Origin of the sequence: Mesorhizobium sp. WSM4906 (genome assembly GCF_029674625.1) — a bacterium.
Lineage (GTDB): Bacteria > Pseudomonadota > Alphaproteobacteria > Rhizobiales > Rhizobiaceae > Mesorhizobium.
In genome coordinates this window covers 5,637,298-5,654,782 of the sequence record NZ_CP121355.1, presented here as the reverse complement: position 1 = coordinate 5,654,782, position 17,485 = coordinate 5,637,298, and the positions used below count along the sequence as shown (strand labels likewise).

Sequence of the window (17,485 nt, the reverse complement as noted above, 5' to 3'; positions counted from 1 at the left end):
ATTTACGCGATCTGCTCGAACGTGCATTGACGCGGCGACTTGTCGGGGCGCCAGCGCACCAGCCTCGTTCCATGCGGGAAGCGCTCGCCGGTGACTTGGTCGAAGCGGACCTCCACCACCAGTTCCGGCCGCACCGGTTCCCATTTTCCGCGGCGCTCCGTGCTCCAGCGGCTCGGGCTACCTGGTGCCTTGCCGGTGAAGCCGGGCCGCCGCGCAGCGCCTCAAGCGTATCAGTCAGCGCTGCCCGTTCGTCATTGGCAATGGTCGAAGTGAAGCCGACATGGTCGAGCTGGCCGCGCTCGTTGTAGAGGCCAAGCAGCAACGAGCCGACCTGGCGCTTGCTGTTCAGGTAGCGGAAGCCGCCAACCACGCAGTCAGCCGTGCGCAGCTGCTTGACCTTGATCATGGCGCGTTCACCCGGCCGATAAGGATCGGCCAACGCCTTGGCGACGACTCCGTCGGTCGAGCCAAGAACGGCGCCCGTCAACCATTGCTTGGCGGTTGCGAGGTTAGTCGTAGACCGCGAAAGCCGCAGCGCGGCATTCTTCGCTTTGGCCACGAAGTCGTCGATCGCTAGACGGCGTTCGGACAAGGGGATTTCGAGCAATATCCTGCCTCCCGGCGCGGCCAGGGCATCGAAGAGGATCAACCGAGCAGGCGTGTCTACGCTCAGCATACGGATACGGCTCTCAGCCGGATGAAGCCGCATCTGCAGCGCGTCGAACGAGGCTTGGCCATCGATCTCGATCACGATCTCGCCGTCGACGACGAAATGCTTTGCTGCGAGATCTCGCAGCATCGTTGTCAATTCGGGAAAATAGCGGCCGAGCGGCTTGCCGGACTTGGCTCGAAGTTCGACGGTTTCGCGGCCTTTGAAAGCCAAGCAGCGAAACCCGTTCTATTTCGGCTCGTACTGCCAAGGGCCTTCCGGCAGCGCGTCCGCGGTTCGCGCCTCCATCGGCGGCGTCTCCAACGGCAGTAGATAGCCGTTGCGCGACGCCGCCGTTGGAGCAGAAATTCGAACAGTCTCCATCTTGCTTCAACGTGCGACCGGAGGCCGTGGTTTCCGACCGACGGAACGAGGTGCATAGCGGAACGTTACATCGGCACGATTCAGGAGTGTCGAGCCGACCTCAGTGCGCCAGCCTTGCGTCATCACATCGTACACGAACTCTCGTCGGGAGTTCTGATGTCGGTTTCCGGCTTGAGCTATGGTCCTCTTGGCGATCGCTGCGCGCATCTGTGCGTCGACATGCAAAGATTGTTTGCCGAGCCGTCGGAATGGGCGACGCCATGGATCACACGCGTCCTTCCCAGGATCGTGGATCTCGCCGAAAGGAAAGCCGACCAGACCATCTTCACGCGCTTCGTCCCAGCAGAACGGCCAGGCAAGGGTGCTGGCACCTGGAGGCGCTATTATGAGCGCTGGGCGTCGATGACGATCGAGAATGTCGGCCCGCAGATGATCGACCTGCTGCCACCGCTGCCATCGTTTTGTCCACCGGCGCAGGTGATCGACAAACACATCTATTCGCCTTGGCCGGAAGGCAGGCTGCAAGGTGTGCTTGCGGCACGCCAAACCGACACACTGGTGGTCACCGGCGGTGAAACCGATGTTTGCGTCCTTGCAACGGTGCTTGGCGCGATCGACATCGGCTATCGCGTCGTGCTGGTTACCGATGCACTTTGCAGCTCCTCCGACGCCACGCACGACGCACTGATGACCGTCTACCACCAGCGCTTCGCGCAACAGGTCGAGACCGTCGAGATGGAGACGGTTCTCGCGGCCTGGACCTGAACGTTATGCGACGATTCTCACCGGCACCGATTTCGCAGCCGGCACGTGCGCTTTATGGGCCCGATGCCACAGCGGTATCAAAGGATTGAGTTCGGGATAATAGCCGGCGCAGTTGCCACTTGGTATCGAATAGGGGGTCACTCGCAGGCCTCTTACCCGCCGCTCGACGCCATCATCGGTATGCGCCTCGAGAGCGACTTCCTGCCCCGCGCTGAGTCCCATCCGCCGGATGTCTTCCTCGTTCATCAACAGGACCATTCGCGTTCCGATGATGCCGCGCAATCGGTCGCGATAGCCATAGACGGTCGTGTTGAACTGGTCGTTCGACCGTACTGTGATCAGGGTCAGCACATCCTCGCCGGAAACATCGATGTCCGGATCGTTTTCCAGCGTGGTGGGCAGCTTGAAATTCGCCATCTTGTTCGGCGTCTCCCAAACGCGCTCCGACGCCTTGATGTCGCGACGGAATCCGCCCGGCGTGAGGAAGCGTTTGTTGAAGTCCTTGAAATGCGCCGGGAAGCAGCGTTCGATCTCGTCGCGGATGCGGGCATAGTTCGCGACCCAGTCGTCCCACGGGATCGAGCTCTTACCGGCGACGGTCGCCTTGGCGAGTTCCGCGACAATGCTCGGCTCGGACATGAGGTGCTCGCTCGGCTTTGGCCGCGATCCGAAAGAGCCGTGGATGCAGGCGGTCGAGTCCTCCATCGAAAGCCATTGCGGCCCGCTGGCCTGATCATCTTTCTCCAGCCGCGACAGGCATGGCAGCAGATATGTGGTTTTCCCAGTAATCAGATGGCTGCGATTGAGCTTGGTCGCGATCTCGACATGCAGGTCGAGATCCCGCCACGCCTTCTCAACCAGTCCGGTTTCCGGTACGGCTCGCACGAAATTGCCCCCGAGCCCGACGAACCCGTGAACCCGCCCGTCGATCACGCCCTCGCAGGTCTCGACCGTATCGAGCCCTTTTTCCCGCGGCGGCTCGAAGCCGTAGAACTCCCGGAATTTGTCGAGCGGAACGAGCTCCGGCTTTTCGGAAATACCGACCGTGCGCTGTCCCTGCACGTTGGAGTGTCCGCGCAACGGCGATATGCCGGCTCCGGGCTTGCCGACATTGCCGCGCATGAGCAGGAGGTTGCATAGCATCTGCACATTCTCTGTGCCGTGGCGGTGCTGGGTAAGCCCCATGCCGTAATTGCCGATGACCGCATTGGCCAAGCTGTATACTTCAGCGACATGTTCGAGATCTGCTCGCGAGATGCCAGAACGCCGAACGATGTCTTCCCAATCGGTGGCCCGCAGATAGGCTTCGAACTCGACAAAGCCGGATGTGTGCTCCTCGATGAAAGCGGTGTCGAGGACGCGTTTTCCGCGCTCTCGGGCTGCGTCATCGAGCGCCAGCACCGCCTTAGCGATACCAGTCATGGCCGCAATATCCCCGCCTGCCCGGATCTGGAAAAAGTCGCTCGACATTTTCGTGCCCGGGCCCGGCGACAGCATCTCGACCGGGTTCTGCGGGTTCTTGAATCTCACCAGACCGCGCTCACGCAGAGGGTTGAAGGTGATCACCGGAACACCGCGCTGGCGAGCGTCCTCGATTGGGTGCAACAAACGCGGCGCGGTGACGCCGGTATTGTGGCCGAAGAAGAACATCATGTCGGATTTGGCGAAGTCCTCCAATTGCACCGTGCCCACGGGAGAGCCGATCGATTCCGGTAGGCCGACCGACGTCGACTCGTGACACATGTTCGAGGAATCGGGCAGGTTCGAAGAGCCGTAGACGCGGGCGAAGAGCTGATACATGAACGAAGCTTCGAGCGAGGCGCGTCCGGAGGTGTAAAAGACCACGGACTTCGGGTCGAGGCGTCTGAGTTGAGCGCCTATTTCGCCGAACGCGTCCGGCCAGGCTACGGGTTCGTATTTGTCGGAGGCGCGGTTGTAGCGCATTGGCTCCGTCAGGCGTCCCTGTTTCTCCAGATCGTGATCCGGCCAGTCCAGGAGTTCGGTCAGGGTATGTGCGGCAAAGAAGGACTGCTCGCAGCGTCTGCTGGTCTGCTCCCACATCGTTGCCTTGGCGCCGTTCTCGCAGAACTCGAAAGGCCGCGGCTCGGCCGGCTTCGCCCATGAGCAGGAGACGCACATGTAGCCGTCCGCCTTGTTCTGCTTCAGCAACGTGCTCCATATGTCGGACAGCAGCAGCCCCTGGTCCCGCGCGTTGCGGATCAGAGATTTGAGCGAGCCCCATCCGCCGGTCGGATGATTGTATTTCTTGATCTCGACGTGATCGGTGACAGCAGGTTCCATCTCGGTCGTCCAAAAGAGGAAAGCAGAAGGAAAACCGCAACGAGACGCAGTTGTTCCGCTTTGCCCTCACAACGTCCTCATGCCTCATCGATGGCCGCCTTATCACTCCGGTGCAATGCCGATGTGCCGAAAAAGCCGTCTGTTGGACCAGGACCTGGTGCGTCCCTGCCAGCAAATCATGCGCTCAGACCGAGATGAGATCGAGCGGATGGAGCTGTCGCAGGGCCGTGGAGTCCTGCGGTCACCGCAGAAGTGGAGAACAACGACCAGCTGCTGACTCCACACGGAACCGTAATCTTCTCCGCAACTGAGCAAGGGCAGGAAGCATACGATGACGAAATCAGCAAAACGGGAAAAAAATCGAAAGCCGAAACCCGAAACCCTTTAACTCTAAACCAATGGACAAGCCGCCGCGAGACACGCGTGAAAATCCGGCACCGAATCCGGACGGTCCAAGCGAACTACCCGATACCAGCACGCGAGAGGAGGTCGAAACAATCAGGCCTAATTTGAAGCGCTAGCTGAGACCGGCGAGCATTATTGCTAGGCGCGATGCTTTGAGGAAGCCTATAGTCACTAGCGACACCGAGTAGTCCGGCAGTCCCGTCGAGTGAACATCGCCGCGCCCGGCCCTCAAGTCCGGCGCAAGTGCTGACGTTCCTACGGGTGCTCTGTTTGCCATGCACGCTTTTGGCGGCAGAGCAACTTCAATGGCAAGTTCGTGCCGACGTAGCGGAGACCATCCGGGCAGTGCCGTATCCAGGCTACCAAATACCGCGCCAACCTAAACTCTTGCCTGTTTCTGTGGGGATGTCTGTGGGGTGGGCGATCTCAGAATCGCCTAAGACATTGTTTTTCTGGTCGGAGTGGCAGGATTTGAACCTGCGACCCCATCGTCCCGAACGATGTGCGCTACCAGACTGCGCTACACTCCGTGACCAGACGGCGGGCTTATAGCCGCCACTTTCCGATCCTGCAAGCGCCAATGGCTGCGCTAGTGTCGCATTTCGTCGGCTTTCACCAAGGTTGTCTGGAAGGCATGGATTTAACCGCCGGATAAAGACCGGCTTAAAGGCTTTTGTGATAGGCCGCAGGTCAATAGACAGCATTTCGACCCGTTGGAGTTTCAACTCTTGACCCTGACGATCGTTGGCGAAGCCCGACCCAACAGCTTCGAGTTCGAGACCTCGGCGCTGATCAAGGCGTCGGGCTTTCGCGAATATGACGCGCGATGGTGGTTCGGCCATCCCGGCGCGGCGAAAACGCCGGAGCTTAATTTGATCGGCGTCCAGGCGCTCGGCATGGGGCTGGGCACGCTGATCCGTCGCCTCGGTGTCGGGCCGGATATCGTGACCGGCCACGATTTCCGCTCTTATTCGCTGTCGATCAAGCTGGCGCTCGTCTCCGGCCTGATGGCGGCCGGCGCGCGGGTGAAGGATATAGGCCTGGCGCTGTCGCCCATGGCCTATTTCGGCCAGTTCGCGCTCGATACACCCTCCGTCGCCATGGTCACCGCCTCGCACAACGAGAATGGCTGGACCGGCGTCAAGATGGGCGCGGCGCGGCCGCTCACCTTCGGCCCGGAGGAAATGAGCGCGCTGAAGAAGATCGTGCTCGAAGCGGACTTCGACCTTGCCTGCGGCGCCTATGAATTCGTCTCCGGCTTCCGCGAGACCTATCTCGACGATCTCACTAGGGACAAGGGCATCGCCCGCAAGCTCAAGGTGGTCTGCGCCTGCGGCAACGGCACGGCGGGCGCTTTCGCGCCGGAAGCGCTTGCGCGTATCGGCTGTGAGGTCATCCCGCTCGATGTCGAACTCGACCATACCTTCCCGCGTTACAATCCAAATCCCGAGGACATGCAGATGCTGCATGCCATCAGCGAAAAGGTGCTGGAAAGTGGAGCGGATGTTGGACTGGGCTTCGATGGCGACGGCGACCGCTGCGGCGTCGTCGACAATGAGGGCAACGAAATTTTTGCCGATAAGGTCGGCGTCATGCTCGCGCGAGATATTTCATCGCTCCACCCTGGCTCGACCTTCGTTGTCGACGTCAAGTCGACCGGGTTGTTCGCCACCGATGATAAGCTCAAGGCAAACGGTGCCGTCACCGACTATTGGAAGACCGGTCATTCCTACATCAAGCGTCGCGTTGCCGAACTCGGCGCCGTGGCGGGCTTCGAGAAATCCGGGCATTTCTTCTTCAATCCGCCGATCGGCCGCGGCTATGACGACGGACTCGTCACCGCGATCGCCGTCTGCCAGATGCTCGACCGCAACCCACGGAACTCGATGGCCGATCTCTATCGCGCGCTGCCGCTGACTTACGGCACGCCGACCATGTCGCCGCACTGCGCCGACGAGGTGAAATACGGCGTGGTCGAGCGCGTCGTGGCCGATTTCGAGGCAATGCAGCGCGAGGGCGCCGATTTCGCCGGCCAGAAAATCGCCGCACTCGTCACCGTGAACGGCGTGCGCGTCGTCGCCGAGGACGGCACCTGGGGCCTGGTGCGTGCCTCCTCGAACAAGCCGGAGCTTGTCGTGGTCGTGGAGAGCCCGGTATCGTCCGAACGCCGCCGGCAGATGTTCGAAGCGGTCGACGCCGTGCTGCGCCGCAGCCCCGAGGTCGGCGCCTACAACCAGACTTTCTAATGCAGCGATCGAACGGTCAGCCGGCTGACGGAGCCCGTTCGAGCACGCTCCAGTCGAACGCTTTCGCCCAGTCGGCAAAACTGTGCCAGCGCACCTCCGGGAAATGCTTGCGCAAGGCGGCGATGTCGACGTCGTAGCCGATGCGGTCGAACCATTCGAACATCGCAGCCGCATCCTCGCTCTGCTGGCGGGCCACGGCTATCGGGATTTCCTGATAGGTGATCGGCCGGCCGATGGCCTGCGACAGAATCCTGGCCTGCTCTTCGCCAGGCAATTCATCGCCTGCGAAATCGAAGCGCTTGCCGAAAACGCTTTCACGCCGCTCGGCGAGCGCTGCCACGAAGGCGCCGATATCCGCCAGCGCGACCAGTTGCAGAGGCCGTTTGGCGGGTAGCGCGAAGGCCTGGATGCCTTGGCTCAGCGCACCGGCAGACCAAGGTGCGACAGTGTTTTCCATGAAGGCAACCGGCGCGCTGATCGTGTAGGGGATGCCGAGCCGCTCGATATGCTGCTCGACCAGATACTTGCTTTCGAAATGCGGAATGCCGGTCTTCTTGTTCGCGTCGGCGACGGAGGAATAGATCAGATGCCCGATGCCGGCAGCCTTTGCCGCATCGGCGGCGATGATGCCTTGGCGGGTTTCTTCCTCCAGCCCGGCCTCGTAGCTGTTGCCCATCAGGAACATGGTGTCGACGCCCTTTGCTGCGTCGACAACCGAAGCCGCGTCGGCGAGATCGCCGGCAACGACGCTGGCTCCTGCCGATGCCAGCCGCTGGGCGGCATCGCTATCCGGCCTGCGCGTCAGCGCTTTCACGCCGTGGCCGCTCGAAAGAAGGGCGCGCGCCACGGCGCCGCCCTGTTGGCCCGTCGCGCCGGTGACGAGAACGGTTCGCTTGCTGGTCATCCATCTGCTCCTTCGGTTTGCGTGGAGCAAAGTTAGGGACTGTCAAATTGATGCATAATTGCCTATAATTGAAAAACTTTGTCCCATTGAAGAATACAATGTTTGACTTTAACGACGTCGTCGTGTTCGCTCGCGTCGTGGAAGCGGGCAGCTTCACCGCGGCCGCGCGATTGCTTGCCATGCCCAAGACGACGGTCAGCCGCCGGGTCGCCGCGCTCGAGCGCGAGGTCGGCGTCCGCCTGCTGCAGCGCACGACGCGCAGCCTCAGCATGACGGATGCCGGCCGCCTTTACTATGAACAGAGCAGCCAGGCGTTGCGCACGATCGAGCAAGCAAATCTGCGCCTTGCCGAAGCGAGAACTGAGCCGTCGGGCACGATCCGCATCTCCGCACCGGTCGGCTTCGCGGGGCACTTTCTCATATCCGCGGTGGTCGATTTCCTGGCGACGTATCCGAAGACGAGGGTCGAGCTGCGGCTGACTGACGACAAGCTCAATCTGGTCGAGGACGGCATCGATCTCGCCTTCCGCACCGGGGTGCTCGAGGACTCGACCTTGATCGCCCGCAAGCTCGGCGCCACGCACAGGCTGCTCTGCGCCAGTCCGGACTATCTTGCGCGCCAGGGAACGCCGGGCACCCCGTCGGACCTGGCTCAGCATGATTGCGTGATTGCCGGCGCTTCGGCTGTCGGCGCTCATTGGACACTGGACGGACCGAGCGGTCAACAGACGGTTACGGTGGCCGGCCGCTTCGCCGCGAACGAGATGCAGGCGGTCGTCGCCGCAGCCATTGCGGGTTATGGCATCGCCCAGTTGCCACATGGTGTGGCCGAGGCGCTAATAGGCGAGGGGCGGCTCCGCCGCGTTCTTGAGGACTACACCACGCCCGCAGGCGGGCTTTATGTTCTTTATCCGAGCAGCCGCCATCTTTCGCCCTTAGTCAAAGCCTTTATCGATCTGGCGACGGAGCGGATTTCCAAGCGGGTAAACACCGCTTAAGGCCATCTGTGCTACCGATCTGCCAAGTTTTCAGCGTGAGATCCGGATGACCCAGCGCATCGTCAGTTTCGTCATGAGCGGCGGCGTCGGCTCGCGGCTCTGGCCGCTGTCGCGCGAGGACAATCCCAAGCAGTTCCATGACCTTTCCGGCGATGGCTCTATGCTGGCCAAGACCTTGCGCCGGCTGGCGGCGAGGCCAGACGGGCAGACGCCGATCTTTCTCATCGCGTCGGAACGTCATGCCGAGCGCGTCCGTGCCGACCTTGCCGGGCTCGACCTTGCCGGCGGTGGTCCGTTGTTCGAGCCGACAGGCCGCAACACCGCCGCCGCCGTCGCGCTGGCCAGCCTGCGCACGCTGTCCGAATTTGGCGACGAGCTGGTGCTGGTAGTGCCCTCCGACCACGAGATTTCCACCGCGCGACAGTTCTGGCAAAGCATCGAGGCAGGTGCCGGGGCGGCTCTCGCCGGCCGGCTGGTGGTATTCGGCATCAAGCCGACCCAGCCGGAGACCGGCTATGGCTACATCGAAGTCGCGGCTGACCGGGACGGCGTCTTCGACGTCTCGCGCTTTGTCGAGAAGCCGGACCTCGACACGGCGCAGGCCTATCTCGACGCCGGCAATTTCTATTGGAACACCGGCATCTTCCTGTTTCGCGCCGGCGCCATGCGCGATGCTTTCACTGCCTTCGAACCAAAGATCTGGCAAGCGACGGAAGCCGCCTACAAGTCTGCGACCAGCGATCTTTCCGGCCTCTACATGCCGATGGAGCTTTACTCGGCCATTCCCTCGACCTCGATCGACTATGCCGTCATGGAGCGGGCCAAAGGCATCGCCATGGTGCCGGCGAGCTTTCGCTGGAACGACCTCGGCTCCTGGCAGTCGCTGCTCGATGTCGGGCCGTCCGACAAGGATGGTAATGTAATCCTCGGCGATGTCGTCGCCATCGACTGCGAGAACTCCTACATCCGCGGCGACGGCCGCCTGCTGTCGGCCATCGGCATGAAGGACGTCGCCATCGTCTCGACCGCCGACGCCACCTTCGTCGCGCCGGTCAGCCACAGCCAGCACGTCAAGAAGATCGTCGAGCAGCTGGAGAAATCCGGCCGGCTGGAGACCAGGTTCACGCCGGCGCATGGCCGCGTCATCGAGAGCGGCGCCTGGCGGCGGCGCGTGCGCCACTGGCTGTTCGAGGAGACATTGCCGCTATGGTCGACCGTGGGCGTCGATGAACGCCATGGCGGCTTCTACGAGGCACTGGGCTTCGACGCCACGCCGTTGATGAAGCCGAAGCGCATGCGCACGCAAGCGCGCCAAATCTATGCCTTCGCGGTGGCCAAGCAGCGCGGCTGGGAAGGCCCGGCCGATCGGCTGATCGCCCACGGTATCGATTTTATCGCCGGCAAGGGCCGCACGGATAGAGGCGGCTGGGTGCGCACGCTCAATGTCGACGGCTCGGTCGCCGATCCGGTCGAGGACGCCTACGACCATTCCTGCGTGCTTCTCGCGCTGGCGCACGCCCATATTTCGGGCCATCCCGACGCCTTACGGCTCGGCGAGGAGACCTTCGCCTTCCTCGACGCCCATCTCGAGGACAGCCGCATGACCGGCTTCCTCGACACGTCCGGTGGTGAAGGCGAGCGGCGCTCCAACCCGCACATGCATCTGCTCGAGGCTTTCCTGGCCTGGCACCAGGCGACCGGGGAGCGCGCCTATCTGCGCCGCGCCTCGCGCATCATCGATCTCTTCCGCAGCCATTTCTTCGACGCCGAGAGCTGGACGCTGGGCGAGTATTTCGACGACGCTTGGAGATCGGTGGCGGGCGAGAAGGGCAGCTGGACCGAGCCCGGCCATCATTTCGAATGGGCCTCGCTGCTGATCGATTTCGCCGCGCGCAGTGGCCAGACCGACCTCAATGGCTTTGCCCGCAAGCTCTATGCGTCGGCCGTCGCTAACGGCCTCAACCGCGCCACCGGTCTTTCCTATGGCGCCGTCTCGCGCCAGGGCCTGCCGCTCGACACGGTCTCGCGCAGTTGGCCGCAGGCCGAAGCGGTGAAGGCGGCGATCGCGCTCAACGGCGCGGGCGGGCCCGACCTCAAGCCCGAGATCGAGGCGCGCGTCGGCCGGCTGTTCCGCTGGCACATCGACCCGGCGCCGCTCGGCCTCTGGATCGACCGCATCGACGAGCGCGGCCGCTCGATGGCGACCGATGTGCCGGCCAGCATCTTCTACCATCTGGTCTATGCGCTGACGCAATATCTGGACGGGACGGCGGAGAAGGGGTGAGGCGTTGGAGCTGCCAATCTCCCCCCTTGCGGGGGAGATGCCCGGCAGGGCAGAGGGGGTGCTGTCCCGCCAGCCTTTCAGCTTAAGCCGTTATTACCACGCATATCGGATGAACGGATCAGACCGGCGGTCGGCGATCCTTCGCGCCCCCCCTCTGTCCTGCCGACGCTGAGTTGGGGCAGTCAGGAACTCAATACGGGCTCGCCACATCCCCGGTCTCGACATAGACCGCCTTCAACTGCGAATAGTGCGCCAGCGCCGCCAGCGAGTTTTCCCGCCCGATGCCGGACTGCTTGACGCCGCCAAAGGGCATTTCCACCGGCGTCAGATTGTAGGCGTTGATCCAGCAGGTGCCGGCCTGCAGCTCGGCGATCACACGATGCGCGCGTGGCAGGTCGCGGGTGAACACGCCCGCCGCCAGGCCGAACTCGGTGTCGTTGGCGCGTTCGATCACCTCGTCCTCGCTGTCGAATTTGAGCACGCTCATCACCGGCCCGAAGATCTCCTCGCGCGCGATCCGCATGCCGTCGGTCACGCCGGTGAACACCGTCGGCTCAATGAAGAAGCCGCCCTCGAAGCCTTGCAGCGAGGGCACATTGCCGCCGCTGGCAAGCGTCGCCCCTTCCTGCTTGCCGGCGGCGATGTAGGAAACGACCTTGTCCTGCTGCGCCTTGTTGACCAGCGGCCCCATCTGCGTTTCCGGATCGAGCGGATCGCCGATGCGGATCTTTTTGGTGCGCTCGACCAGCCGCTCGACGAAGCGGTCATGCAGGCCCTTCTGCACGAAGACGCGCGTGCCGTTGGAGCAGATCTGTCCGGTCGAATAGAAATTCCCGAGCATGGCGCCGCCGATGGCATTTTCGAGATCGGCATCGTCGAAGACGATCAGCGGCGACTTGCCGCCGAGCTCCATCGTCGCGTGCTTCATCTTGGAGCCGGCGAGCGACAGCACCTTGCGGCCGGTCGGTACCGAGCCGGTCACCGAAACCTTTGCCACGACATCGTGGCCGACGAGGCCGGCGCCGACATCGCCATAGCCCTGCACGACGTTGAACAGTCCGTCGGCCAGGCCAGCCTCGCTGTAGATTTCGGCAAGTGCCAGCGCAGAGAGCGGCGTGTTCTCCGACGGCTTGAACACCATGGCGTTGCCCATGGCTAAGGCCGGCGCAGATTTCCAGCCGGCGATCTGGATCGGATAGTTCCAGGCGCCGATGCCGACGCAGACGCCGAGCGGCTCGCGCCTTGTGTAGGCAAAAGGTCCGCCGAGATCGATCATCTCGCCGTTGAAGGCGGCGACCGCGCCGGCGAAATATTCCAGGCAATCGGCGGCCGAAGGCGCGTCCGCCACCAGCGTCTCCTGGATCGCCTTGCCGGTGTCCAGCGTCTCGATGCGGGCGAGATCGGCATTGCGCGCCCGCAGAATGTCGGCAGCACGGCGCAGGATGCGGCCGCGCTCGACAGGCTTCAGCCGCGCCCAGGCCGGTTGCGCCGCGCGCGCCGCCTCGATCGCCAGCTCCAGCACGTTCGGCGTCGCCGAATGCAGTGTGGCGATGGTCTCGCCGGTTCCCGGATAGATCACCGGCAACGGCGCGCCGCCTTCGTCCTCGATATAGCGGCCGTTGACGTAATGCGATGCCGTGGGCTGGGCGCGCATGGTCTTCTCCGTTCGTTGTCGCTGGGCGGGGAGGGCGCCCGCCGGATCATGCGCTATCTGTCGGCCACCTGCCAGCGCGGATTGATCCAGGGTTCCTGGTTGGAAGGCGCCAGCGGCGTGCGGCCAAGGATGTGGTCGGACGCCTTCTCGCCGGTCATGATCGAAGGCGCGTTGAGATTGCCGTTGGTCACCCGCGGAAAGATCGAGGAGTCGGCGACGCGCAGGCCCTCGACGCCGATGACCCGGCATTCCGGATCGACGACGCTCGTGAGATCGTCGGCGCGGCCCATCCTGCAGGTGCCGCAGGGATGGTAGGCGCTCTCGGCATGCTCGCGGATGAAGGCGTCGAGCTCGTCGTCGGTCTGCACATGGCTGCCCGGCGAAATCTCCTTGCCACGGAAGCCGTCGAAAGCCTTCTGGCCGAAAATCTCGCGCGTCAGACGGATACAGTGGCGGAACTCGCTCCAGTCGTCCGGATGCGACATGTAGTTGAAGCGGATCACCGGCTTCGCCTTGGGGTCGGGGGAGCGCAAAGTTACCGAGCCGCGCGACTTGGAGCGCATCGGCCCGACATGCGCCTGGAAGCCATGCGACTTCGCCGCCGCCTTGCCGTCATAGCGCACCGCCGCCGGGATGAAGTGATACTGGATATCTGGATAATCGACGCCGGCCTGCGAGCGCACGAAGGCCGCGGCTTCGAAATGGTTGGTGGCGCCGAGGCCGGTCTTGAAGAACAGCCATTGCGCGCCGATCATCGCCTTGGAGAAGGGATTGAGCACCGAGTTCAGCGTGATCGGCTTGGTCGCTTCCTGCTGGATATAGAGCTCCAGATGGTCCTGCAGATTGGCCCCGACGCCCGCCCGGTCGGCGATCACCTTTATGCCGTTTTCCTGCAGATGCGCGCCAGGGCCGACGCCGGACAGCATCAGTATCTTCGGCGAATTGATCGACGAGGCCGCGACGATCACCTCACGTCGCGCCTTAACGACCTGAATCTGTTTGTTAGCTTCGATCTCGACGCCGATGGCGCGTTGATTCTCTATCAGCACGCGGCGGGCGAAGCCCTTGACCAGACTCACATTCTTTCGCCTGAGAGCCGGCTTCAGATAGGCATTGGCCGCAGACCAGCGGCGGCCGCCCAGAATGGTCTGCTCCATCGGTCCGAAGCCTTCCTGCTTCGATCCGTTATAGTCGTCGGTGAGCTCGAATCCGGCCTGGCGACCGGCCTCCATGAAGGCACCGTAGAGCGGGTTCTTGCGCGTGCCGCGCTGCACGTGCAGCGGGCCGCCTTTGCCCCGCCAGCCGTCCTCGCCGCCGTCGGCATCCTCCATCCGCTTGAAATAGGGGAGCACGTCGGCGAAGCCCCAGCCGGTCGCGCCCTGTTCGGCCCAATAGTCGAAGTCGCGCGCATGACCGCGCACATAGACCATGCCGTTGATCGAGGACGAGCCGCCGATCACCTTGCCGCGCGGGGTGGCGAGCACGCGGCCGCCGAGATGCGGCTCCGGCTCGCTGGCGAAGCCCCAGTCATAGAGGCTCATGTTGAGCGGGATCGACAGCGCCGACGGCATTTGGATCAGCGGCCCGATATCGGTGCCGCCGAACTCGATGACGATCACCGAGTGCCTGCCGTCTTCCGACAGCCGGTAGGCCAAGGCCGAGCCGGCGGAGCCGGAGCCGATGATGACGAAATCCGCTTCAAGCATTGTTCATATGCGCCCATCGTTCATATGCGAGATGAAATCGGCGAGCGAGACATTGCCGCCGGTTGCAACCACGAGGACGGTTTTGCCCGCCACATTCACCTTGCCGCCCAGCAGCGCGGCAAGCGACGCCGCGCCCGAAGGCTCGAGCACCAGCTTCATCCGCTCGAAGGCGACCCTCATCGCCCGCCGCACCCTGGCATCGTCGACGGTGACGCCGCGAACGCCGGCAGCACTCACCGCCGCGAAGGGCGCCTCGCCGGGCTTGCGCGCCATCAATCCGTCGCAGATCGATTTCGGCCCGATGGGCATGGTCTCGATCGCGCCATGCGCCAGCGACGAGCCCATGCCGTTGAAGCCTTCGGGCTCGACGGCGATGATCTCGGTATTCGGCGACAGATAGTGGAAGGCGAGCGACACGCCGCCGATCAGCCCGCCGCCGCCGACGGAGCAGAACACCAGGTCGGCATGCGCCTTCTTCGCCGCCAGTTGATCGAGCGCTTCCAGCCCGGCGCCGGCCTGCCCGGCGACGATCTCCGGGTCGTCGAAGGGATGCAGCAGCGTGAGCCCCTCGGTCTCGGCGATCTCGCGCGCCTTGGCGGCGGCCACTTCCTCCCGGGCGCGATCGCCGTGGTCGGTCAGCACCACGCGCGCGCCATAGTTGGCAGTCGCGTCGCGCTTCGCGGCAGGCGCGTCGATCGGCATCACGATGGTGACGGGAATGCCGAGCGCCTGGCCGGCAGCCGCCAGCCCTTGCGCGAAATTGCCGGAGGAATAGGCGACGACGCCCTTCTTCGCTTCGTCGGGAGACAGCCGCTTCAGCCGCCAATAGGCGCCGCGCACCTTGAAGGAGCCCGCCCATTGCAGCGATTCCGGCTTGACGAAGACGCGCGCCGCACCCGTCTCCTTGGCGAGTGCCGCCGACTCCAGCAGCGGCGTCACCTGCGTGGCCGCGGACGTCACCGCATAGGCCTGCTTCAGGTGGTCGAGCGTAGGAACCAGAACGTCAGCCATTATTCGCCCCGCGGATACCGTTTGCTCTCTTCGAGATTGTCGAGATTCATGTGATTGCGCATGTAGCGCTCCGACGCCTTCTGCAGCGGCTGGAAGTCCCAGGGGTAGTAGGCGCCGTTGCGCAGCGCCGGGTATACGACCCAGCGGCGCGCCTGACTTTCACGGACTGCGGCGTCGAAGCCGGCCATGTCCCAGCGCGCCCGGACCTTTTCCATGAACGCCGCCACCAGGGCAGCGTTCGTGGGATCGTCGGCGAGGTTGTCGCGCTCGAGCGGATCGGCCTCGAGATCGAACAGTTGCGAGCTGTCGAGCTCGCAATGAACGAACTTGTATTTGCCCTCGCGGATCGCGACCAGCGGCGCGTAGGAGCCTTCGGCGGCATATTCCATCAGCACCGGCGCGGTGCGCGCCTTGCCGTCGAGCAGCGGCAGCAGCGACTGGCCGTCCGTCCACGGCGCTATTTGTGCGATATCGATGCCGGCGAGGTCGCAGAGCGTCGGCGTCACGTCGAGATTGGAGACCGGCGCCTCGACGAGGCCGGCCGGCACGCCCTTGCCGGCTATCATCAGCGGCACGCGCGCGGAGCCCTCGAAGAAGCTCATCTTGAACCACAGGCCGCGCTCGCCCAGCATGTCACCGTGATCCGAGCAGAACAGGATGGTGGTGTCGTCGAGCATGCGGGTGCGTTTGAGAACGTCCAGAAGCTCGCCGAGCTTGTCGTCGACATAGGAAATGTTGGCGAAGTAGCCGCGCCGCGAGCGCCGCACCTGCTCGGGCGTGATCTCGAAGGACTGATAGTCGCTGGCTCGATACAGGCGCTGCGAATGCGTGTCCTGCTCCTCATGCGGTATGAACGGCGTCTCTGGATCGAGCGCCTGGCAGTTCTCGTAGAGATCCCAGTACTGCTTGCGCGCGACATAGGGATCGTGCGGGTGCGACAGTGAAACCGTGAGGCACCAGGGCCGGCGGCCCGGATCGTCCTGCTCGCGCGAAAGCTGGTAGAGTTTTTGCTCGGCCAGGAAGGTGACCTCGTCGTCATACTCCATCTGGTTGGTGGTCTCGGCGACACCGGCGCCGGTGACAGAACCCAGATTGTGGTACCACCAGTCGATGCGCTCGCCGGGCTTGCGATAGTCCGGCGTCCAGCCGAAATCGGCGGGATAGATGTCGGTGGTCAGCCGCTCCTCGAAGCCGTGCAACTGGTCCGGTCCGACGAAATGCATCTTGCCGGACAGGCAGGTGTAGTAACCGGCGGCGCGCAGGTGATGCGCGAAAGTCGGGATCGAGGAGCAGAACTCGGCGGCGTTGTCATAGACCCCGGTGCGCGACGGCAATTGCCCGCTCATGAACGAGGCGCGGCCCGGCGCGCAGAGCGGTGAGGCGGTGTAGTTGTTGGCGAAACGCGCCGAGCGCGCCGCCAGCGCTTTGAGATGCGGCACATGCAGGAAATCCGCCGGCCCGTCGGGGAAGAGCGTACCGTTGAGCTGATCGACCATGACGATCAGGAAATTGGGCCGTCGGCTCGTCAAGGCAGGCTCCGTCCGTTGAGCTTGGTTTCGAGATAGTCTTCGACGAGCGCGATCGCGGTGGCCGCATTGGGCACGCCATCCTTCAGCGCGCGCCGGATGTAGAGCCCGTCGATCAGCGCCGCGGTCGCTTCCGCCACGCGGTCGGCCTCGGCTTTTGGCAGGATGCCCGTCAGCCCGCTCATCAGATTGGAATTGAGACGCCGGGCGTAGACACGCAGCAGGCGGCGTAGTTCGGTCGATTTCTGCGCCTCGACATAGAAGGCGAGCCAGGCAGCGATGATCTCGGGTTGGAACTGCTCATCGGAGAAACTGACCGCGACGACGGCCGAGACGCGCTGACGCGGCGTGGTCGCAAGGCGAAGCGCCTGTCTTGTGTCGGCGTTGAGCTCGGCAAGGATGTGCCGCATCGTCGCGAACAGCAATTCGTCCTTGGCGCCGAAATAATGATGCGCGAGCGCCGAGGATACGCCGGCGCGCCCGGCGATCTCCGACATGGTCACGTCCAGCGAACCGCGTTCGCCGATCGCCGAGATCGTCGCGTCGATGAGCGCCCTGCGGCGCAGCGGTTCCATTCCGATTTTCGGCATGCGGGAGATCCGGTTCCCGCAGAGGTTATTTTTTATTGACGGATCAATCAATAAAAAATCGG

At 63.5% G+C, this 17,485-nt stretch carries 11 protein-coding genes, 1 tRNA gene and 1 pseudogene; 4 read left to right on the top strand and 9 right to left on the bottom strand.

Going from position 1 to position 17,485, the window contains the following annotated elements:
- Positions 1-2: 2 nt before the first annotated feature.
- Positions 3-1,033, bottom strand: a pseudogene (locus QAZ22_RS27465) (ATP-dependent DNA ligase).
- Positions 1,034-1,189: 156 nt separating this feature from the next.
- Here QAZ22_RS27465 and QAZ22_RS27460 point away from each other — a divergent pair.
- The gene (locus QAZ22_RS27460; RefSeq protein WP_278203929.1) at positions 1,190-1,798 is read left to right on the top strand and encodes a cysteine hydrolase; all 609 of its coding nucleotides are present in this window, start codon (positions 1,190-1,192) and stop codon (positions 1,796-1,798) included.
- A 3-nt stretch (positions 1,799-1,801) separates the two neighbouring features.
- Here the strand turns inward: QAZ22_RS27460 and QAZ22_RS27455 are convergent, their stop codons facing one another.
- Together QAZ22_RS27455 and QAZ22_RS27450 are read right to left on the bottom strand one after the other, a co-directional pair.
- Complete coding sequence (locus tag QAZ22_RS27455; RefSeq protein WP_278203927.1) at positions 1,802-4,099, bottom strand: FdhF/YdeP family oxidoreductase; 2,298 nt, start codon at positions 4,097-4,099, stop codon at positions 1,802-1,804.
- Positions 4,100-4,957: 858 nt separating this feature from the next.
- Positions 4,958-5,034, bottom strand: a tRNA-Pro gene (locus tag QAZ22_RS27450).
- Positions 5,035-5,232: 198 nt separating this feature from the next.
- Here QAZ22_RS27450 and QAZ22_RS27445 point away from each other — a divergent pair.
- The gene (locus QAZ22_RS27445) at positions 5,233-6,750 is read left to right on the top strand and encodes a phosphomannomutase/phosphoglucomutase (protein WP_278203926.1); all 1,518 of its coding nucleotides are present in this window, start codon (positions 5,233-5,235) and stop codon (positions 6,748-6,750) included.
- Positions 6,751-6,766: 16 nt separating this feature from the next.
- Here the strand turns inward: QAZ22_RS27445 and QAZ22_RS27440 are convergent, their stop codons facing one another.
- Positions 6,767-7,654 (bottom strand): NmrA/HSCARG family protein, encoded by an 888-nt coding sequence (locus QAZ22_RS27440; protein ID WP_278203925.1) that lies wholly within the window; start codon positions 7,652-7,654, stop codon positions 6,767-6,769.
- Positions 7,655-7,752: 98 nt separating this feature from the next.
- Here QAZ22_RS27440 and QAZ22_RS27435 point away from each other — a divergent pair, with 98 nt between their 5' ends.
- Both QAZ22_RS27435 and QAZ22_RS27430 read left to right on the top strand, forming a co-directional pair.
- Entirely contained in the window at positions 7,753-8,652 is a 900-nt protein-coding gene (locus QAZ22_RS27435) for a LysR family transcriptional regulator (protein ID WP_278203924.1), read from the top strand.
- A gap of 46 nt (positions 8,653-8,698) precedes the next feature.
- On the top strand, positions 8,699-10,936 hold the full coding sequence (locus QAZ22_RS27430; protein ID WP_278203922.1) for an AGE family epimerase/isomerase: 2,238 nt from the start codon (positions 8,699-8,701) through the stop codon (positions 10,934-10,936).
- 190 nt (positions 10,937-11,126) lie between these two features.
- Here the strand turns inward: QAZ22_RS27430 and betB are convergent, their stop codons facing one another.
- From betB to betI, 5 genes are read right to left on the bottom strand one after another with little or no spacing between them, the layout of a single operon-like run.
- Positions 11,127-12,590 carry a betaine-aldehyde dehydrogenase gene (gene betB / locus QAZ22_RS27425; protein ID WP_278203920.1) on the bottom strand — a complete coding sequence of 488 codons (1,464 nt, stop codon included), beginning with the start codon at positions 12,588-12,590 and terminating at the stop codon, positions 11,127-11,129.
- A gap of 53 nt (positions 12,591-12,643) precedes the next feature.
- Positions 12,644-14,296, bottom strand: coding sequence for a choline dehydrogenase (betA, locus tag QAZ22_RS27420; RefSeq protein WP_278203919.1), 1,653 nt, complete (start codon positions 14,294-14,296; stop codon positions 12,644-12,646).
- 3 nt (positions 14,297-14,299) lie between these two features.
- Complete coding sequence (locus tag QAZ22_RS27415) at positions 14,300-15,307, bottom strand: threonine/serine dehydratase (protein WP_278203918.1); 1,008 nt, start codon at positions 15,305-15,307, stop codon at positions 14,300-14,302.
- A complete protein-coding gene (gene betC, locus QAZ22_RS27410; protein WP_278203917.1) occupies positions 15,307-16,836 on the bottom strand; it encodes a choline-sulfatase in 1,530 nt (509 codons plus the stop codon). Before betC ends, QAZ22_RS27415 begins: the two co-directional genes overlap by 1 nt.
- A complete protein-coding gene (betI, locus tag QAZ22_RS27405) occupies positions 16,833-17,423 on the bottom strand; it encodes a transcriptional regulator BetI (RefSeq protein WP_278203916.1) in 591 nt (196 codons plus the stop codon). The genes betC and betI overlap by 4 nt, the downstream gene beginning before the upstream one ends.
- Positions 17,424-17,485 lie beyond the last annotated feature (62 nt).